Annotated in this window: 19 protein-coding genes; 12 read left to right on the plus strand and 7 right to left on the minus strand. The window is 33.7% G+C overall.

The genetic code is table 11. The features are described from left to right. Positions 1 to 2: 2 nt before the first annotated feature. The 6 genes from AC1QSP_RS12555 to miaB all read right to left on the minus strand — a co-directional run bounded on the left by AC1QSP_RS12555 (position 3) and on the right by miaB (position 5,920). Positions 3 to 392, minus strand: coding sequence for a hypothetical protein (locus AC1QSP_RS12555; RefSeq protein ID WP_322970825.1), 390 nt, complete (start codon positions 390 to 392; stop codon positions 3 to 5). Positions 393 to 509: 117 nt separating this feature from the next. Then, positions 510 to 860, minus strand: coding sequence for a preprotein translocase subunit SecG (gene secG, locus AC1QSP_RS12560; protein WP_484078985.1), 351 nt, complete (start codon positions 858 to 860; stop codon positions 510 to 512). Position 861: 1 nt separating this feature from the next. Continuing rightward, positions 862 to 2,595, minus strand: a complete 1,734-nt coding sequence (locus tag AC1QSP_RS12565; protein ID WP_484078986.1) for a tetratricopeptide repeat protein — start codon at positions 2,593 to 2,595, stop codon at positions 862 to 864. A gap of 21 nt (positions 2,596 to 2,616) precedes the next feature. Further along, entirely contained in the window at positions 2,617 to 3,138 is a 522-nt protein-coding gene (locus AC1QSP_RS12570) for an LptE family protein (RefSeq protein ID WP_322970828.1), read from the minus strand. 2 nt (positions 3,139 to 3,140) lie between these two features. Then, the gene (locus AC1QSP_RS12575; RefSeq protein WP_484078987.1) at positions 3,141 to 4,400 is read right to left on the minus strand and encodes a sigma-54 interaction domain-containing protein; all 1,260 of its coding nucleotides are present in this window, start codon (positions 4,398 to 4,400) and stop codon (positions 3,141 to 3,143) included. Positions 4,401 to 4,474: 74 nt separating this feature from the next. After that, the gene (gene miaB / locus AC1QSP_RS12580; RefSeq protein ID WP_484078988.1) at positions 4,475 to 5,920 is read right to left on the minus strand and encodes a tRNA (N6-isopentenyl adenosine(37)-C2)-methylthiotransferase MiaB; all 1,446 of its coding nucleotides are present in this window, start codon (positions 5,918 to 5,920) and stop codon (positions 4,475 to 4,477) included. A 121-nt stretch (positions 5,921 to 6,041) separates the two neighbouring features. Here miaB and AC1QSP_RS12585 point away from each other — a divergent pair, with 121 nt between their 5' ends. The 8 genes from AC1QSP_RS12585 to AC1QSP_RS12620 all read left to right on the plus strand — a co-directional run bounded on the left by AC1QSP_RS12585 (position 6,042) and on the right by AC1QSP_RS12620 (position 15,924). After that, positions 6,042 to 6,887, plus strand: coding sequence for a hypothetical protein (locus AC1QSP_RS12585; RefSeq protein WP_484078989.1), 846 nt, complete (start codon positions 6,042 to 6,044; stop codon positions 6,885 to 6,887). 93 nt (positions 6,888 to 6,980) lie between these two features. Next, complete coding sequence (gene topA, locus AC1QSP_RS12590; protein ID WP_484078990.1) at positions 6,981 to 9,503, plus strand: type I DNA topoisomerase; 2,523 nt, start codon at positions 6,981 to 6,983, stop codon at positions 9,501 to 9,503. Next, positions 9,503 to 10,657, plus strand: coding sequence for an arginase family protein (locus AC1QSP_RS12595; protein ID WP_484078991.1), 1,155 nt, complete (start codon positions 9,503 to 9,505; stop codon positions 10,655 to 10,657). Before topA ends, AC1QSP_RS12595 begins: the two co-directional genes overlap by 1 nt. 119 nt (positions 10,658 to 10,776) lie before the next feature. Then, a complete protein-coding gene (porK, locus tag AC1QSP_RS12600) occupies positions 10,777 to 12,219 on the plus strand; it encodes a T9SS ring complex lipoprotein PorK/GldK (protein ID WP_322970834.1) in 1,443 nt (480 codons plus the stop codon). 34 nt (positions 12,220 to 12,253) lie between these two features. After that, on the plus strand, positions 12,254 to 12,928 hold the full coding sequence (porL, locus tag AC1QSP_RS12605) for a type IX secretion system motor protein PorL/GldL (RefSeq protein ID WP_322970835.1): 675 nt from the start codon (positions 12,254 to 12,256) through the stop codon (positions 12,926 to 12,928). A gap of 42 nt (positions 12,929 to 12,970) precedes the next feature. Continuing rightward, positions 12,971 to 14,521: a type IX secretion system motor protein PorM/GldM gene (porM, locus tag AC1QSP_RS12610; protein WP_484078992.1), complete on the plus strand. Its 1,551-nt coding sequence runs from the start codon at positions 12,971 to 12,973 to the stop codon at positions 14,519 to 14,521. A 15-nt stretch (positions 14,522 to 14,536) separates the two neighbouring features. Beyond that, entirely contained in the window at positions 14,537 to 15,460 is a 924-nt protein-coding gene (gene porN, locus AC1QSP_RS12615; protein ID WP_322970837.1) for a type IX secretion system ring subunit PorN/GldN, read from the plus strand. A 176-nt stretch (positions 15,461 to 15,636) separates the two neighbouring features. Further along, positions 15,637 to 15,924 carry a hypothetical protein gene (locus AC1QSP_RS12620; protein WP_484078993.1) on the plus strand — a complete coding sequence of 96 codons (288 nt, stop codon included), beginning with the start codon at positions 15,637 to 15,639 and terminating at the stop codon, positions 15,922 to 15,924. 56 nt (positions 15,925 to 15,980) lie between these two features. Here AC1QSP_RS12620 and AC1QSP_RS12625 read toward each other — a convergent pair whose 3' ends face one another. After that, a complete protein-coding gene (locus AC1QSP_RS12625; protein ID WP_484078994.1) occupies positions 15,981 to 16,916 on the minus strand; it encodes an endonuclease/exonuclease/phosphatase family protein in 936 nt (311 codons plus the stop codon). A gap of 197 nt (positions 16,917 to 17,113) precedes the next feature. On the opposite strand from AC1QSP_RS12625, the gene AC1QSP_RS12630 reads away from it, so the two are divergent. The 4 genes from AC1QSP_RS12630 (at position 17,114) to AC1QSP_RS12645 (ending at position 21,143) form a co-directional block, all read left to right on the plus strand. Next, positions 17,114 to 18,181, plus strand: a complete 1,068-nt coding sequence (locus AC1QSP_RS12630; protein WP_484078995.1) for an NAD(P)/FAD-dependent oxidoreductase — start codon at positions 17,114 to 17,116, stop codon at positions 18,179 to 18,181. Next, positions 18,171 to 18,626, plus strand: coding sequence for a hypothetical protein (locus tag AC1QSP_RS12635; protein WP_484078996.1), 456 nt, complete (start codon positions 18,171 to 18,173; stop codon positions 18,624 to 18,626). Before AC1QSP_RS12630 ends, AC1QSP_RS12635 begins: the two co-directional genes overlap by 11 nt. Positions 18,627 to 18,664: 38 nt before the next feature. After that, a complete protein-coding gene (locus AC1QSP_RS12640) occupies positions 18,665 to 20,581 on the plus strand; it encodes an ABC-F family ATP-binding cassette domain-containing protein (protein ID WP_484078997.1) in 1,917 nt (638 codons plus the stop codon). Between the two features lie 73 nt (positions 20,582 to 20,654). Next, positions 20,655 to 21,143, plus strand: a complete 489-nt coding sequence (locus tag AC1QSP_RS12645; protein ID WP_484078998.1) for a DNA-deoxyinosine glycosylase — start codon at positions 20,655 to 20,657, stop codon at positions 21,141 to 21,143. Positions 21,144 to 21,279 lie beyond the last annotated feature (136 nt).

Here is a 21,279-nt window from a genome sequence, read left to right on the forward strand (position 1 = left end):
TTCTAATATACTAGTGTTAATAGTTTAATTTCTTTGGGTAATTCAACTAAAATATAATTGATAGATGGATCGTAATCTTCTTTCAATTGATAAAGTTTTAATTTGTTTTTTTTCACCAATTCCACTTTAGAAGTATCGTATTGGTCTATATTCTCTTTGCAAATAACCGCAATGTTTTTGTCTGAAAAATCGATAATTTGTAGCGGTTTATTTCGTTGCCCAGGAATTACCAGGCTTTTTTGAAATTCATCGAAATCTTCGAAATTGGTATAGACTTTTACTTCTTCAGTACATCCATTATGATTATAGGATTGATCAATTACTTCTAAATTCATTTGTGTATAACAACTTGCCAAACTACCAAGGCATAATAATGTGAGTAATTTTTTCATTCCAATTTGCGGTTTAAATATTTTTAAATTTAATCATTTTTTTTAGGGAATAAAATTTATTCATATAAAAAATGCGAACCTATAAGGTTCGCATTGATTGAGTTATATTCAAAATTTTTATTTTGTAGCTTCTTGCGCTGGTGCTGCAGGTGCTGTTGTATTTCCTGTAGGTACAGCAGTATTTCCTGTAGGAATTTCAGTTTTTGGCTGAGGTTTAATTTTGATCGCATTTGGGTTCTCTTGTAAAACATTTGCTCCAATAACTAATAAAATTACTACTGCAAATAATCCCCAAGTTGTACGGTCTAAGAAATTATTTGTACGTTGAACTCCAAACATCTGGCTTCCACCACTACCACCAAAGCTTGATGATAATCCGCCACCTTTAGGGTTTTGTGATAAAATAACTAACGTTAATAAAACACATAAAATCATGATAACAACCATGAAAAATTGAAATGTTCCCATTTTATTTAGAGTTTTTTAAATTTTCTATTTCTTTAATTTGATTTGCAAATAAACTATTTTTTTCCGGATATTTCAAAATTAATATCTTATAAGCTTTTATTGCTTTTTCGTATTGTTTCTGTTCAATGTAGATTTGAGCCAATGTTTCTGTCATTAAATCAGAGAAATCAGTATTCTTTATTTCTCGAGCATCCACTTTACCTTCTGGAACCTCTTGCTTTTTTAAAGGTTTAATCTTTGGATTTTTCTCTAAAAAATCATCGATAATTTGAAACTTATGTTCTTTCTCTGTTTGTGCTTCCATTGAATTGGTTGAAGGCAATTTTAACCAATCATTAAACGAAAACGAATGCATATTTGTATCAACATTTTTATTCTCTGAAGGAGTTATATTTTCTGTCGAAATGCAATCATTCGATGTTATTTTAACGGCTTCATCTTCTTTTTCAACAACCTTTTCTATTGTTTGCTCTATTTCTTCTTTTTCAAGCTCATGGATGGGGTGATCCATTTCAGTATCTTCATCCACGATCTGATCAGTTAATGTAGATAACGAATGATTTTCCGGAATCGTATACTCAACGGTTTGATAGCCTCCTTTTACCTCATCCATTGGATTTAAAATTTGAAAAGGAGCAATAGATGTCACTTTTTCACCATCGCTAAAATCAGTTATCACATTTTCTTTTGAACGATTAATTAAATCCACTTGCTCAATAACCGGTTGATGCTCTTCAATTATGGGCTCGATTTCCTTGGTTTCTTCCAACGCTTTAACGATAATGGAATCTTTTTCTAACACTTCTTGAGCAATTTCTAAAGAATTTTCAATCGATGGAGTATGAGTTTTCACTTCAGGTAAATCGAATTCTACCAATCCAATTTCCTCCGTAATCATGGATTGTTCTTGAAGTTTAAAATCTTCAATAATAGATTCTATGGTTGGCTCAATTATGATATGATCAGAAAAATCATCTGAAGGATGAATGTTTTCGTGCTCCTTAATTTTATTTGTTAAAACAGTTTCATTACTAGCACTCATTGCGTTAATATCGTCATCATGTACAGATTTCAAATTCTCATGGTTGTAATTCGACGAATCCTCAGTTATGTTTTCTGATGTTTCAGCTTGAATCGTTAAAGACTCTTCCTTAACATCCTCAAGCGATGTTAGATTGATGTTCGTTTCTGAAAGAATATCTTTTGTAAGATTTATCTCGTCAGAAGATTCAATAGTTTCGATGCTGTCATCATCAGTCTCTGTAGAAAGTAATTCGACTTGAGAAATTTCTTCTTTTAATTCTGAATCTTCAATTTCTAAATCATGGGATGACGTAACAAAATCTTCTGTTTCATTAGAAGGCGTATTCAAATCCATTTCATCGATGATAACATCATTGGAATCCGAAAGATTAGAATCATTCTCGACTTCAGAATCATTCTCATTATTTGATGCGATGACATCAACAACTTTCGCATCTTTCAGAAAGTTTGAAAAATTAACGTTAAACTCGGGATGCAATAATGAATACAATTGTTTTCTATCGTTATTGAAAACTGATGTTAACTGTAATTCGTTTTCGTAATCGGTATGGGATGACTTTTTAAGTGCTAATAATTTTAAAGCACGTAATGAATAGAAATAGGGATATTTTTCAATTTCAGTATTTAATAAATCAAGGTCACTTAGCTCAACCTCTTGAGGATTATTAATAAGATATTCTATTCTTGCCATGCTCAAATATATTGTAAATTTTTACCAATCCATTGCAACAGCTGCAAAAACTTGATCACGAATAATATCAATAATATTCGGAACAATAGATGATTCTACATCCGATAACATTAATGTTCCATCAAAGTTTTCATAAGCCGTAAATGTACGATCGAAACTTTTTGTTTCATCTACATTGTTAATGTAACGAACACGAACATTTATCGTTAAACGGTTTTCTGCAGCAATATCATTTCCTTGAATCGACATAGGTACCACATCATATCCTGTAATTTCACCTTCAATGACCAAGTCGGCATCTTCCGTTCCTGTTAAATTTAATTTTGTACGGTTTCGAAAGGCATCTTGTAACGTTAAATTTAATTCTTGACTTAACGATGGATTAATTAAAGGTGCGTTATTTGGGAATGGTGAAATATAAATGGTTTTCCATTCGGGTAAAATCGATGAACCCGACAAACTATAATTTCCGGACATCGATCCACAACCTGAAAGGGTGAAAATGGTAAAAATCGAAACGATGATATAGGTAATATAACGCATGTTTATAAATGATATTGTTTAATTTTTCGGTACAATGTACGTTCAGAAATGCCTAGTTCGTCTGCAGCTAATTTTCTTTTTCCACGATGCTTTTCTAATGCCAATTTAATCATTTCTTTCTCATTATCTTGTAATGAAAGCGATTCTGGTTCTTCAATTGGACTTACATCATAAATATCATCCGAATAATCATAAGCGGGCTGAGCAAAATTTTGAGGTGCGGTTTCTGGTCGGAAGATATTTACACTTGGTAATGTTGTGGCATCATCCGTTGCATCTTCACGGTAAACACGTTGAATTAGTTCTTGTGTATTCCCGTTAAAATCGTTGACATCTTTATTTTTGATCAAATCCAATGTCAAGGCACGTAAATCATTCAAATCTTTTTTCATATCCAAAAGAACTTTGAACAATAATTCACGTTCCATAAAATCAGATTTGCCCCCTTCAGATGATTTGGTTACCGTAGGCATCATATTATTCAAAGGAAGTAACTGCATGATTTTTTCAATTGAAATCACACGGTCTTTCTCTACCACAGATACTTGTTCAGCAAAGTTTCTTAACTGACGAATATTTCCTGGCCAAGGATAATTGGCAATGTAATTTGCAGCCTCAGGCGAAAGTTCGATGTGTGGCATTCTGTATTTAGAAGCAAAATCCGAGGCGAATTTTCTAAATAACAAATTGATATCTTCCTTTCGTTCACGTAAAGGAGGTAAATCAACTTGTACCGTATTTAAACGGTAGTATAAATCCTCACGGAATTTTCCTTTTTCTACTGCTTCTTTTAATTTTACATTGGTTGCAGCAACGACACGAACATTTGTTTTTTGAACATCGGAAGAACCAACTTTCATGAATTCTCCTGATTCTAAAATACGTAATAAACGGACTTGTGTGGATAATGGGAGTTCTCCGACTTCGTCTAAGAAAATGGTTCCTCCATCTGCCACTTCAAAATAGCCTTTACGCGTTTGTGTAGCTCCGGTAAAAGCACCTTTTTCGTGTCCGAATAATTCCGAATCGATCGTCCCCTCTGGGATAGCACCACAGTTGACTGCAATGTAAGCATTGTGTTTACGGTGTGATTGGTTGTGAATGATTTTTGGAATAAATTCTTTTCCAACACCACTTTCTCCAATAACTAACACAGATATATCGGTAGGAGCAACCTGAATCGCTTTTTCTAAAGCGCGATTCAAGTTGATGTTATTTCCTATTATTCCAAATCGTTGTTTAATGGTTTGTAAAGAATCCATAGTATAAGTTTTGAGTTAGAAGATGAATAAGATTGAAATTAATTTAAAATTAAAATCAATTGAGTGTTCAAATTTTACTCAACGATCATTTCACCAATTAACGTAGCTGTTGTACAAGAATTTGCTTTTACATTTACAAAATCTCCTACTTTAGTTCCTTCAACTTTAGGGAAAACTAAAACAGCATTTTGTGAGTTACGTCCGTACCAGAAATTTTCATCACGTTTAGAATTACCTTCAATTAAAACTTCATGAACTTTTCCCACGTAAGAATTCATACGAATGGCAGAATGTTTTTGTTGTAATTCGATAATTTCTTGTAAACGACGTTTTTTATCTTCTGGAGCTACATCATCTGGCATTTTTTTGTGTGCAGGAGTCCCTGGACGCTCAGAGTATGCGAACATGTATCCAAAATCGTATTGCACATATTCCATTAATGATAATGTATCTCGGTGTTCTTCTTCAGTTTCTCCACAGAATCCAGCAATCATATCGTGAGATAAGGCACAATCTGGAACAATACGACGAATTTTATCGATTAATTCAAAGTATTCTTCACGTGTGTGCTGACGGTTCATACGCTCTAACACAGTTGTAGAACCTGATTGAACAGGTAAGTGAATGTATTTACAGATATTTTTGTGTTTTGCCATCATCTCTAATACATTATCATGCATGTCTTGAGGATTAGAAGTTGAGAAACGAATACGAATTCCTGGGAATTGTGTCGCTACCATATCTAATAATTGACCGAAATCGACAGCAGTTGCTTTTTGAATTTCAGAGGCATTTTTAAATTCTTTTTTTGGTCCTCCACCATACCATAAGTACGAATCGACGTTTTGACCTAATAACGTAATTTCTTTGTATCCTGCTTCTGCTAATTCTCTACACTCGTTTAAAATAGAATGTGGGTCACGAGAACGTTCACGTCCACGTGTAAAAGGAACTACACAGAATGTGCACATGTTATCACATCCACGCGTAATCGTTACGAATGCTGTTACACCATTACCTCCTAAACGAACAGGAGAAATTTCAGCATATGTTTCTTCTTTCGATAATTGGACGTTGATGGCATCACGACCGTCTTCTACTTCGTTTAATAAATTCGGTAAATCACGGTAAGCGTCTGGACCAACAACAATATCAACTAAATGTTCTTCTTCTAAGAATTTATGTTTTAAACGTTCAGCCATACAACCTAAAACACCAATTTTCATTGATGGACGTTGTTTTTTAATGGCATTTAGAGTTCCTAAACGTTTACGTACAGTTTGTTCAGCTTTTTCACGAATCGAACAAGTGTTTAATAAAATTAAATCGGCTTCATCTACCTTTTGAGTGGTTTGATAACCTTCTTGACTTAAAATAGAAGCTACGATTTCACTGTCCGAGAAATTCATCTGGCAACCGTATGATTCTAAGAATAATTTCTTCGTTGCATTTCCCGTTGGTAAAGTCAATAATGCTTCCCCTTGTCTTGCTTCGTCTATATGTTTTTCTTCTGTATGCATTCTTTACTAATTCATTGATTCGGCAAAAGTACAAAATCATCGTGACATATTGGCAGTAAAATTTTCTTTTGCATTTTCTTAACAAATTTGTAGATTTATCAAAATAATCAATCTTAAAGTTATGAATGTTAACACAGAAAATAAAATTGCAAATCTTTTAAATTCAGGATATAAAGTGCAATTGAACCATGTGTTCGGAGGTTTGTCGCATATATTGAAAGGAATATTTGGTTATGCCTTTTTAGCAATCATCATTTATTCTATCGCATCCTATATCATTAGTTTGTTAGTCGGAATGATATTTCCAGTTCCTTCCATTGATTCGGATGAAATTGAAGCCATTATGGAAGCTGGGAATAGAGAAGAAATTATGGAATATTATTCTGAAACTTTTTCAAACCCAAACTTTGGAATTTCAACATTTGCAACTAATTTGATATCTGCTTTTCTTTATCCTATTATATATAGTATATACGTTATGGCATATAAATATGATCATATGCAGAAGGTAAGTTTCGATGATATTTTTATACACTATAAAAATGGTAAATTCTTAAACTTATTTTTAATCACAATCATTCTTCAAATTTTAACAAGCATCGGTTTTGTTCTTTGTATAGTACCAGGTTTTATTTTATCTTCAATGTGGTTATTATCTGTTCCGTTGATCATTTTTGCTGATGCTGATGTCAAAGAAGCTTTAGATAAAAGTATGAAATTAGCATTTAAAGATTTTGGATCATTTTTATTACTATTTTTAAGCTTTATCGGAATTGGAATTGTGTGTGCAATTTTCGGTATAGTCTTATGTTGTGTTGGATTATTGTTTACAATGCCTTTGTTCTATGTGATTGTAGTGGTTTTAATGTATTCATTTTATAAAGAAGTAGTCGGTTTTGATGAAAATGATCAAAAACCAGCAGCACCAATCACAGATATTTATAAAGATAATCCATATATGAATTAATCAATTAAGTATAAAAATAGAGCAGTCCTAAAATGATTTTTTGGCTGCTTCATTTTTTTGTATTTAATTTTGCAAAAATTTTAAGCTGATAATATGTCAAAAAATCTCGTAATAGTTGAGTCCCCAGCAAAAGCCAAAACCATCCAAGGTTTTTTAGGTAAGGATTTCATTGTGGAGTCTAGTTTCGGACACGTAGTAGATCTACCTAAGAAGGGAATGGGTATTGAGATTGAAAACGATTACAAGCCTGTTTATGAGGTGACGCCTGATAAAAAGGATGTCGTGAATAAATTAAAAAAATTGTCTGATAAAGCGGAGACAATTTGGTTGGCATCCGATGAGGACCGCGAGGGAGAAGCGATTTCTTGGCATTTATATAATGTGTTAGGATTAGATAAAAAAGACTCTAAACGTATTGTCTTTAATGAGATTACTAAAAAAGCAATTCAGCGTGCTGTTGAAAATCCACGTCAAATTGATGTGAATTTAGTTGATGCACAACAAGCCCGTCGTGTATTGGATCGTTTAGTTGGTTTTGAAATGTCTCCAATACTTTGGAAAAAAGTAAAACCAGGTTTGTCGGCAGGTCGTGTACAATCAGTATCTGTGCGATTAATTGTAGAACGTGAAAAAGAAATCCAAAATTTTAATCCCACATCATCTTATCGATTTACAGCTTTATTTTCTACAGCCGAAAGTAAGCAATTAAAGGCTGTCCTTACCAAAGAATTCGAAACGCTTGAGGAAGCTGAAGCGTTTTTAAATACATGTATCCAAGCAGAGTTTAAAGTAAAAGATTTACAAAAGAAACCTGCAAAACGTACACCATCTGCTCCGTTTACAACTTCTACATTACAACAAGAAGCATCTCGTAAATTGGGATTTTCAGTATCTCGTACGATGCGTGTTGCTCAACAATTATATGAGCAAGGGCATATCACGTATATGAGAACAGATAGTGTGAATCTGTCCGATGATGCTTTAACAGCTGTTCGTACAGAAATTGAATCAGCATATGGAAATAAATATGTTGAAATTAGAAAATACGCAAACAAAAATACTTCTGCTCAAGAAGCGCACGAAGCCATTCGTCCAACACATTTCGAAAATCATACGATTAATGTTACCGATGATTCGATGCGAAAATTATATGAACTAATTTGGAAGCGAACAGTAGCTTCTCAAATGGCAAATGCCGAATTAGAGCGTACAATTATCGATATCGAAAATCAAAAAAATGACTACATTTTCCAATCGAAAGGAGAGGTGATTGTTTTTGATGGATTCTTAAAAGTATATCAAGAATCACACGATGATGAAGATGCAGATGATGATAAAGTTTTATTACCAAAAGTAACGGTAGGTGAAGTGTTAAACACCAATTCAATTCAAGGAATTGAGCGTTATTCTAAAGCACCAGCACGTTATACTGAGGCATCATTAGTAAAAAAATTAGAGGAATTAGGAATCGGACGTCCTTCGACGTATGCGCCTACTATTTCTACCATCCAAAATCGTGGATATGTTGAAGTAGGAGAGTTAGAAGGAAAACAAAGACAATATCATACTTTACAATTGGTAAATGATACTGTAGAAGTAAATACAGCCACAGAAACATATGGAGCAGACCGTCGTAAATTAATGCCAACTGATATTGGAATTGTAGTAAACGATTTCTTAGTGGATTACTTTAAAAATGTAATGAACTATGATTTTACTGCACGTGTTGAACAAAGTTTCGATAATATAGCAGAAGGTAAAGTGGAATGGACAACGATGATTGATGAGTTTTATCAAAAATTTCATTCGATTGTTGTTGATGTTCAAGAGAATGCCGAACGTGCTTCAGGTGAACGTGATTTAGGTGTTGATCCAACGTCAGGAAAAGCAGTTCATGCTCGTATTGGACGCTATGGACCAATGATTCAGATTGGTGATGCTGATGATGAGGATAAACGATTTGCAAGTTTGCAAAAAAATCAATCGATTCATAACATTTCATTAGAAGAAGCTTTAAAATTATTTGAATTACCAAAAATATTAGGAGAATATAAAGGTTTTGTTGTAGAAGTAAACAATGGTCGTTTTGGTCCATATGTGAAATTTGATGACAAATATATTTCTGTCCCAAAAGATATTGATCCTTTAGATCTATCCTTTGAAAATGCAATTCAACTAATTGAAGAGAAATTAGAAGCTGATGCACCTATTGCCCAATATGAAGGTCATGATGTAACGAAAGGAAAAGGGCGTTTCGGTCCATTTATTAAATGGAATGAATGGTTTATCAATGTACCGAAAAAATACGATTTCGATCATTTGTCACAAGCAGATATTATCGAATTAATTGAAGATAAAAAACGCAAAGAGTCAGAACGTGTTGTACGTGAATGGCCTGAGCAAGAAATTCGTTTAGAAAAGGCTCGTTGGGGACGTTATAATTTAATTCATGGAAAAATTAAAGTGGAAATGTCTAAAGAAACAAATCCAGAAGCTTTAACGTTAGCCGATGTAGAGAAAATTATTGCGGATCATACGCCAGTTAAAAAAGCGCCAGCCAAAAAAACAGCCACTAAAAAAACGACAACAGCTAAAAAAACAACGAAGAAAAAATAATGTATACAGATTTTCTTAAACCTGTTACCAAGGAATTACAAGACTTTGCTAAGTCTTGTAATTCTTTTTGTATTGGGGCTAATGTAAATTTTGAAAAAGAAGTATTAGTCGATCCCAATGAATTCAAACAAAAAGAAAAAATCGCCTTAATAGGGGTACAAGAATTTCGTTCGTTGAATTCAGAGGAACAAGAGGATACGGATTTTAATTTCTTAAGAACATCATTATACGAATTAAAAAAAGGGAATTGGACAATTCCGATTTACGATTTCGGAGATATCATCGCTTCTGATCATAAAATTGATTCTGGGGAAGCCTTTCAAAAGGTGCTTACAAGTTTACTGAAAGATCAGTTTTTTGTGATTATTTTAGGAGGTTCACCAAGTTTAGGTTTTTATCAATACCGAGCTTATGACTCGGTGATTAAAAATCTACATTATTTTACAGTGGATGAGAAAATGCGATTTGGTAATCCATTGCATCAAGCCAATGATAATAATTATTTAAGTAAAATTATTGATTCAGAGCCACTCAATTTATTGGATTTTACTCATGTTGGTTATCAAACCTATTTCGTAGGTCAAGAAGAATTGGATTTGATCGAACAATTAAATTTCGAAGCGTTACGTCTAGGTCAAATTAATCAAGACCTAAAAGAAATCGAGCCTTATACGCGAGAGGCTCATGCCGGTTTAATAAATCTCTCATCTATTGAGGCTAATTGTTATGAATCTTCTAAAGATTTAACCCCAAATGGATTTAATTCAAGAGAAATTTGTGGTGTAGCAAAATATATTGGCTTAAGTTCCGTTTTATCCTCAATATATATATCAAATTATATCGAACGGTATAAAAAAGTAGATCATTTATTGGTTAGTCAATTGATTTGGTATTTGGTTGATGGAAGAAATCATCGCCCAGAAAGAAAAAATTTTGATGATACACAATATTTTGATAAAATTTTTGTTCCATCAGATGTACAAGTTTTTGTTTTTTATAGAAACATTCAAACAGACCAATGGTGGATTGAAATAAATGAATCTGAAGAAGGGGAGGGAAATCGTATTATACCTTGCTCATCACAAGATTACACTAAGGCATTAGAGGGAGAAATTCCTTATAAATGGTGGAAATATTTCAAAAAGTTTTATTGATTTGATTAATTGTTTGAAAGTCAATAGGGTAGTTTCAAATGTTAATATATACTTAAATTTGTTTAATTTTAAATAAAATAATAGTTTTACAACCCTGTATAAAATAAATCTATAACAGAATGAATAGAATTTTGGTAAGTACTTTATTACTGTCGCTTTCATTTACTTCATGTAAAATGTTAAAAAGTGGAGGTAGCAGTAATAAACATGATGGACAGATCACCTCGAAATCATCGACAGCGTGGACTCCAGCACGTCCAAAGGGAATGGTTCCAATTCCTGGAGGATCATTTGTTTTAGGACAAAGTGATTATGATTTCACTCAGAATAATGATGCGCCTGTAAAAACTGTATCAGTAGCTGGTTTCTTCATGGATGATACGGAGATTACAAACTCTGAGTATCAGATTTTTGTAAATTATGTAAAAGATTCTATTGCTCGTACAGCATTAGCAACTAAAGCAGAAGAATTAGGATTTGATCCAATGAACCCAGGTGGATCTGACTCTGGTATTGGTGCTTACTCTTACATTTCAGGATCTAAAGATGGAGAAGGAACTCCTTACGACGAATACATTCAACAAGCCAACACAGGTCGTGATGGAAATACAATGGACGGTCGTAAGTTAAATTGGGATGTAAAATTAGAATGGGATAAATACAAATACCCAGATGTAGATTATACTGAAGTGATGGAAAGTTTATACTTCCCACCAGAGGAGCGTATGAATGGTGAGCGTCGTATTGATACACGTAAATTAAACTATTCTTACGTAGTCGTAGATCAAATGGCTGCTGCTAAAAAACGTGGAACGTTCCAAGTTGATTTTAGAAAAGAATTCCAAGTTAATGTTTATCCTGATACAACAGTTTGGGTAAGAGATTTTAACTATTCTTATAATGATCCAATGCACCAAGATTATTTTTGGCACACAGCGTATGCAAACTATCCAGTAGTTGGTGTGAATTGGAATCAAGCAAATGCATTTGCAGATTTCCGTACAAGATATCATAACATTGCATTAAATAGAAAGAAAAAGAAAAACGCTTCTGCAACTAAAGTGATTAGTTATCGTTTACCTACTGAAATCGAGTGGGAATACGCAGCAAGAGGTGGTATTCAAAATGCACCTTATCCATGGGGAGGTCCTTACTTAACGGACGATAGAGGTTGTTATTTAGCGAACTTTAAACCAAAACGTGGAGATTATATCGAAATTACAAAAGGGAAGAAAACAGGGTATATGTACACTGCACCAGTGAAAACATTCCATCCAAATGGATACGGTCTTTATGATATGGCTGGTAACGTTGCAGAGTGGACTTTATCTCCACACAACCGTTCTTCGTACCAAATGGCATCTTCTTTAAATCCATCGATTACATCATCTAACGAAACGAAGATGGTTGTAAGAGGAGGATCTTGGAAAGATATCGGTTATATGTTAATGGTTTCTACAAGAGATTTTGAACACAAAGATTCAGCACGCTCTTTCGTAGGATTCAGAACTGTTCAGCCTTTCCCTGATGGATCGAAAGTAACATACAGAAAATCAAAATAAATTTTATACACAATTAATTAATATTAACACACACATGGCAGTACAAGCAAGTAAGAAAGAACGTATAACTAATTTTATTTATAGTTTTTTCGCAGGTATCGTAATTTTAGGAGCATTATTTAAAATTACTCACATCTCTATCGGACCATTAAATGGTAACGTATTATTAACAGTTGGTTTAGTTGCAGAGGCATTAGTATTCTTCTATGCTGCAATCTTCGATCAACCACAAGGACAATACGAATGGGAAAAAGCGTATCCAGAATTATTAGATGGTGCACCAGTTGCTAAGAAAACAGCAGCAGTTGCAGCAGCAGGAAACTCTTTAACTCAAGAATTAGACAAAGTTTTAGCAGAAGCTAAATTAGACAAGCAAGTATTTGAAAGTTTACGTGCATCTTTAGATAACTTTGGAGCAGCCGTTTCTGAAATCAACAAAACGACGACAGCAGCAGCAGCTACTCAACAATACAACGATGAGATTTCTAAAGCAGCAGTTAATGTAAATGCATTAAATACATTATATGCACAACAAATTGAAAACTCTAACAAGCAAGTAGAATTAAATAAACAATTCATCGAAGAAATGCAGAAGTCTTCTGGTCACTCAGAAAAATTCTTAACAGAGATGCAAGCTTTATCTGCTAACATCAATGCATTAAACAAAGTATACGGTGGAATGTTAGCTGCAATGAAAAGCAACAACTAATCATTGTACATAATTAATTATTAATTTATTCTACTATAAACTATGGCAGGAGGAGGAGGTGCTCGCCAGAAGATGATCAACTTAATGTATCTTGTATTTATCGCCATGATGGCGTTAAACGTAGATCGTGAAGTTTTAAGATCATTTGAGAGCATTTATTTAACATTAGAGTCTTCTACAAAATTAGCAGAGGACAACAACACTACTTTCTATTCGAATATTTCTAAAAAAGCTCAAGAAGAGCCAGATTATAAAGCAATAGAAGAAAAAGCAAATGTAGTACGTAAAGAAGCAAATGAATTCTTTACTTATATTGAAGGTTTAAAAACTGAATTAAAAGGAACTGAATATACGCCAGGAGCAGAAGAAACAGATTACAATTTGTTAGCAAACTCTGAACCTGTAATGCAATTATTCTTCAAAGGAGAAGGTGGAGACAAAGGAAACGCTAAAGCTCAAGAGTTAGTTTCTAAAGTGGAAAACTTCCGTAAGTTCTTATTAACTTATGCCATTGAAGAAGGTGATAAAAAGCGTATTAATCAAGTTTTATCAACAGAAGCAGCAAAAGGAAAGAAATCATGGTTATTAGAAAAATTCTATGAACAACCTATGGTTGCTGTTATGTCAAACTTAACGAAATTACAAGCAGATGCTCGTACAGAAGAGGGGAACATCGTTCGTGATTTATTAGGTAACAAATTAAAAGAAAAGATCGAGTTAAACTCTTTCCAAGGGATGTTCTTATCTCCAGGTATTGTTAAAGTTGGTGACGATGCAACATTAAATGTTGTTTTAGGAGCTTTCGATAACTCTATCACAGGTAATGTACAAACTTCAGTTGGAGCAGCGAATTTAGTCGATGGTAAAGCATCAATTAAATTAAATACAGGATCTGTAGGTATTCACCAATTAACAGGTAAATTAACGTACAAAGATGCATCAGGAGCAACTAAAACAGTTGATATCTTACCTTCAACTTACCAAGTTGTAGCGCAAACTTTAGATGTTAAAGCAGCTGAAATTATTGAGAAAGACCCTACAGGTGGTTCTATCGTAGCAGATAACTTAAGAGTTGTTTATCGTGGTGTTGAAAACCCAATTTCTGCGACAATCAACGGTGCAAATGGACCAGTTTCTATGACAGCTTCTTCTGGTAACTTATCAGGTGCTGGAGCAAACAGATGGAACCATATGCCAGGATCTGGAAACGAAGTGGTATTTACAGCATCAGCTAAGGCTTCTTCTGGAAAAACTTTAACTGTTCGTGAAACATTCCGTGTTAAACCATTACCACCAGCACGTGGTGTTGTTATGGGGAAAACACACGCAGGAGTACCTCAAGCTTCTTTAGCAAGCCAAAGAGTACGTGTTGACTGGCCAGACTTCTTATTCCCTGTTAAAGGTGAAGTTGAATCTTTCAGCATCAAAGTTCCTGGAAGCCCGATTGAACGTGTTAACGGTAACAGCTTAGGTGGAGCTTCTTCTATCTCTAAAGCGAAACGCGGTGATAACATTTCAATCATCAACATTAAATACAAATCTTCTTTAGGACAATCAGGAGACGCTTCTATTGTATCTATCGAAGTATTATAAAATAATTAAAGAAATATGAAGTATCTTTTAGTTGGATTATCAGTCTTAATGTCTACCGCTGCATTAGCACAAAACGTGTTAAATGCAAAATCTCCGGAAGAATTAAGAGAGCAAAGAGCTAACAAATTAGTGATTAATGAAGCAGGTGATTCTATCAGTACAGAAGCTGAACCATTAGCTTATGGTTTTATTGAAGACAAGGATATCATCTGGTCTAAAGTAGTTTGGGAAACGATTGATCTTAAAGAGCGTTTAAATCAGCCATATTCTAAAAAAGGAGACGAAATCATTCAAAACTCAAAATCTCTTTACGAGGTATTGATGGACGGAATGAAAGAAGGTCGAATCAAAGAGGTATATGCCACTGACGAATTCACTCAAAGATTGGATTATGATCAAATTGTAAGCAAATTAGAGTTTGTGGAAGTTGATCAAGCATTCTTAGACGATTTAGAGGCTAATGGAGAAACTCCAGCTGAAGGGGAAGGAATTTTAAAACACCAATTACACAACGAAGACGTGCGTATGATTCAAGTAAAAGGATTATGGTACATCGACCGTCGTTTAGGTGAATTGAAATACCGTTTATTAGGATTAGCATTATTATCAAAAGATATCCAAGCACAGACGACTCAAGCGCGTATGGCGGGTATCGAAAGTGACGAAATGTTCCCGTTATTCTGGATTTGGTATCCAGATGCTCGTAAAGAACTTTCTAACTATACGATTTTTAATCCTAAGAACTCATCTTCACAAATTACTTACGATGAGGTTTTAAATGCAAGAAGATTCTCTTCAATCATTTACAAAGCTCAAACAACAGTAGGGGTTAAAGCGATTAGTGAGTATATTCCAGACGATGCAAAATCTCAATTAGAGGAACACAACAGAATCAGAAACTCTATTATTCAACAAGAGTCTGATATGTGGAATTACTAATTAGATACTTTATTCATAAAATTAAATCCTGTTCAGTAAACTGAACAGGATTTTTTTATTCACATTTAATCCACTCATATCCTACTACATGAAAAAATGAATACCAACATTATTTCTTGTTATCCCATTAATTACTTCTCCGTAAGAATAAAGGGTTAGCACCGAGTTCATCACCAATGGTAGTTGTACCATTTTCCGAACATGAACAAAAAGATAAACCTTCACTGCAAGCATTTGTAGATTCGATCTATATCAATGTGGTTACGTTATTAGAAAATGGCAAATCGATGTATAATGATGGAGAATTCCCTGTGTATATTTATAATCGTTCAACAGGGACCTATAAGCTAATTCAATCGAAGGAATTGATTCAGTTTAAAGATGTACAAACAATAGTTTTAAATACTCCAAAAATGCTGCTGAAACTGCTCTTTTTGGGACGCGAATTGAAGCCACAGGATTAGTATTTCTTGAGATTGAATAGAAAAGGATGACCATAGGCCATCCTTTTTATCTTTGATTAGTTAGCATCCCCTTTTTCGATGCCATCTTCTATTTTTTCTTCGACTTCTTGCTTTTCATCGGCATCTAATTTCATTTCGCCAGAAGTATCATCTTTTCGAATCACAACAGAAATTGAAATTGGAAAATGATCCGATCCTACGGATTCTTCAATTTTCATATCTACTACACGAAATTGTGAGCTTAAGAAATAATGATCCAATGGCCATCGTAAGAACCAGTATTTTTCATGAAATGTATTGTACATACCACGTCCTCTTCGAGGATCTAACATTTGTGATGTTTTAAGGAATAATCGTGTCGTTCTACTCCATGCCACATCATTCATATCCCCAAATACAATGCAGGCTTTTCCATATTCTTTAGCGGCTTTACCAGTTATTAATATTTCAGCATCACGTTCTGTACTCTCTTCATTTTCTTGTGGTACAGGAGGAGTTGGATGTAATCCATATAAGCGTACAATTTCATTGTTATATTGAATATCTACAACAATAGATGGAATCTCTTCACTTATAAGGTAATTTACCTCATGATGTAGTATGGGAAGTTTCGAATAAAACAATAATCCATAGGTATTTTCTAAAGGAACTTCTATTTTATATTCAAATTGATCTGTAGCCTCACGAATATTTTCCATCCAAGCGTTATTTGTTTCTAATAAGAACAAAATATCAGGTTGTGATGTATTGATAAGTTTCACCAATCGGTGATATTGTTGATTGTCTTGATAAACATTCGAAACTAGTAAATTTAATGGTTTCTCTCCTGGATGTGGATCTACACGATCAATCATGGTCTTACCAATCGGTGTATATGGAATAATCACCCAAGCCAAATACAAGGTACAAATTCCAAGGAGAACCAATAAAATATCATCAAATATAGTTTTATCATCGATAAATGTCCATATGATGAAGGATACAAAAAACAAAACCAATTTCTGAAATCTTGGATAATCGAAAACCCTTACGGACCAATGGTCGCTTCGAATAAAAGGGATTAAGACGGATATTATCAGAAAAATGGATAAAATGTAAAATACATAGATCATAATATAAGTGTTACTTTAGTAATAGTTGTTCTTAGTCGGTTCTACTTTCTTAACTTTGTGTTTTAAAAGTTTATAATTTGAAAACTGTAGATTATATTATCGTTGGACAAGGTGTTGCAGGTAGTTGTATGGCTTTGCAATTGTTAGAAAACAATAAATCGTTTCTTGTTATTGATGATAATGCACATAAAGCTTCTGCAATAGCTGCCGGAATTTATAATCCCGTTGTTTTAAAACGTTTTGCTGTTGTTTGGAATGCTCAACAACAAATCAAAAAGTTAAAAAAAGTTTTTCATTCCTTTGAGCAATTATTAAACCAAAAATATGATTTTGAGTTTCCGGTCTATCGAATTTTCAACGATGAAAATGAAAAGAAAACTTGGTTGAAAAAATCTAATCGTGAAGATTTAAAGGATTTCTTATCTCAAGATTTTAATGCGTTGAATGCATTTGAAAATATTAATCAACCTTTAGGAACGGGAGAAGTGATGCATACAGGCCGAATCGACCTTTCTAATTTATTATCCAATTTTAAATCCTATTTACTGGCTCATGACTTATGTTTAGATGAATCGTTTGATTATTCTTTATTGGAATTGAACGATAATGGCATTAGCTATAAAAATATACATGCGAAGAAAATCATTTTTGCAGAAGGTTATCATATTAAAAAGAATCCTTGGTTCAATCAATTGCCTGTAATCGGTGTTAAAGGTGAAGTGCTTCGAGTGAAAACAAATGCACATTTACCCAATGCGGTGGTGAAAGCAAAAGAGTTTTTAATGCCATTGGCCTCTCAAGAATATTTTGTAGGAGCAACGTATGATCGTGACCATGTAGATTATGAAATTACCGAATCTGCAAAAGAAAATTTACTACAAGGTTTAAAACAATTTCTAAAAGATGAAATTGAAGTAATTGACCAAAAAGCATCCATTCGTCCAACAGTGTCCGATCGCCGTCCCCTTATTGGTTCACATCCATATTACCACCAATTGATTTGCTTGAATGGGATGGGTACACGTGGGACTATGCTCGCTCCGGTTATGGTCGAAGAATTATACAATTATTTAGAGCATGGAAAACCAATCACACCAGAGGCAGATATTGCTCGATTTTATACCTTAATGAAAAATGAAAATTAATCATATCATCTTTCAATTCTTAGCTGGATTGTTTCTGATGCTAGGAAGTAAACAATTGTATTTTTTAGGAAATATCGAATTGTTAGAATTAATTAGTTCGATGGGAAAGGAAAGCTTCGCCTACTTTGCAAATAAATCAGATCGTTTTGGGATATCAAGCGCATTACAAAAATTAATCATTTTTAAAATTGTATTGGGGTTTGTTGCGATAGGGATTAATTATATTATTCTATTCGTAATGGCGTATAAAAAACGATGGAATTGGAATATCCCTTTAATCATTTCCATTGTATTAGGAATAATCCATTATTTGAATTGGATTCAATTATCCCCGATTTCATTGCTCTCAAAACAATTGATGATCGCTTATCTCTTACCTGTTATCGTTTCATTTGGGCTATCAGGTCTATTTTATTGGTTGTCTTTTCGCACAACATCGAAGTAAAAATTTTATAAAGCAAAAAAACCAATTACTTTTGCAAAATGTTATTAGTACAGAATTTAGGAGTTTATTTTTCAGGAAAATATTTATTTGAAGATGTTTCATTTCGTATCAACAAAGGAAACCGAGTAGGTTTAGTTGGTAAAAATGGAGCTGGAAAATCAACTTTATTAAAAATATTATCAAAACAAGATCAACCTTCAGAAGGGGAGGTGATCTATGAAGGAGAAGTTACGGTAGGATATTTATCACAGGACATCGACTTCGTACAAGGTCGTACCGTTTGGCAAGAAGCTGATTCTGCCTTCGAGCAATTGGTCGAAATCCAAGAGCGTATAGATTTTGTGAACAAAGAATTAGCAGAACGTACCGATTATGAATCGGATGAATATGCAAAATTAATTGAAGATATTTCAACGCTAACTGATCGATTTGGCTTATTAGGAGGGTACACAAAAGATGCTGAAATCGAACAGATTTTAGGTGGATTAGGATTTAAAAATTCTGATTTTCACCGTCCTACGGATGAGTTTTCAGGAGGATGGCGTATGCGAATCGAATTAGCCAAATTACTTTTACAAAAGCATGATGTGATGCTTTTAGATGAGCCGACCAACCACTTAGATATCGATTCGATTATTTGGTTAGAGGAATTCTTAAAAGATTATGCAGGTGCAGTTGTATTGGTATCACACGACCGTCAATTTTTAGACAATGTGACTAACCGTACCATTGAAATTGCGAACCGTCACATTTCTGATTTTAAAGCCAATTATACTAAATACTTAGAGTTACGCGAAGATCGTCGCATTAAGTTAGAACAGGCACAAAAGAATCAGGAACAAATGATTAAGCACACAGAGGATTTAATTTCTAAATTCCGTGCAAAGGCCAATAAAGCTTCGATGGCTCAATCGTTAATCAAAAAGTTAGATAAAATTGAGCGTATTGAAGTTGAGAGTGATGATGTAACGAAAATGAATATTCGTTTTGTAGACGCTATTCAACCGGGGAAAATTATCTTTGAATTAGATAATGTGGGTGTTTCATTTGGTGATCATCAAGTATTCGATGGCGTTTCATTTTATGTTAATCGTGGAGAGAAAATTGCTTTCGTTGGTCAAAATGGGCAAGGAAAAACAACTTTATCGCGTTGTATAATCGGTGAACAACCGTATACAGGTATGATTAAACATGGACATAATGTTGAAATTGGATATTTTGCTCAAAATCAAGCCCATGTTCTAAACGATAAATTAACCGTACAAGAAGAAGCTGAAAATTCGGCGACTGAAGAAACACGTAAACATGTTCGTGATTATTTAGGAGCGTTTATGTTTGGTGGTGATGCGGTGGATAAAAAAGTTTCGGTATTATCGGGGGGAGAAAGAAATCGTCTAGCTTTATGTAAATTATTATTACGTCCATTTAACGTGTTAATTATGGATGAGCCGACGAACCACTTGGATATCGTTTCAAAAGAATTGTTGAAAAAAGCATTACAAAAGTATACGGGAACATTAATTTTAGTTTCTCACGACCGTGAATTCTTAGAAGGATTAGTGGATAAAGTATTTGATTTCCGTAATGGTCAAGTGAAAGAGTATTTATCAGGTATTGATGATTACTTGGCTGAAGTAAAAGCGGGGAACTTCCGTGAGATTGAAAAAGGAAATATCTTAGCTGCTCCAAAAGAAGAAAAGCCGGTTGAGGTTAAAATTGAACAAGCAAAACGTGTATTATCTTTTGAAGAAGAAAAGGAACAAAAACGTTTAAAAAATAAATTATCGAAAATCGAAGCTGATATTACAACTTTAGAAGAGAAGGTTGCAAAATTAGAAGCGCATATGGCCGATGGGAACCAATCGCAGAAGGATTTGGATGACTATCATCAAGCGCAACAAGATTTAGAAAATAAGATGTTAGAATGGGAAGAAATTTCTGAACAAATCATCTAAAGTATATTATTATTAATGGAAGAAGTGCTATTTTTATATAGCACTTTTTTTATGCGTTAAAATTTCATTTGTTATGACTAAATATTCATTTGATCCGATTATCTCCCATGAACCTACAGTTTTAATCTTAGGATCACTTCCAGCTGATTTATCTATAGAAAAACAACAATATTATGCCCATCCACGGAATCGATTTTGGAAAATGTTATTCAAGATTTTTGAAGAAGATTGGAGCGAGGAATATCATGATCGGGTAAATGTTATTCAAAAACATCATCTGGTGTTGTGGGATGTAGCTAATTCAGCTCAACGCAAAGGAAGTTTAGATGTTGATATATGGGATGAAATACCAAATGCAATAGAAGATTTGTTGATACAATATCCAACCATTCATCGCATCATTTTTAATGGGAAGAAAGCGGAAAAGCTGTTTGATAAACATTTTGAACGTAAAAATCACTTACATTATTTCTCTTTGCCTAGTACAAGCCCTGCTAATGCTCGTTATTCCAATGAAAAGTTGATGCTGCATTGGAAAAATGCATTGCATCAAGAATTATAATTCATGATTATTTGACATTATTATTGATCATTTTGATTAGAATTTCATTCAAAGGCAAAAAAAATGAATCAAAAATTCGATTGTGAATCCATTGAAGAAAGAGATCAAATGGTGTATTTAATCCACATTTCGAAGA

The organism is Faecalibacter sp. (assembly GCF_057177045.1).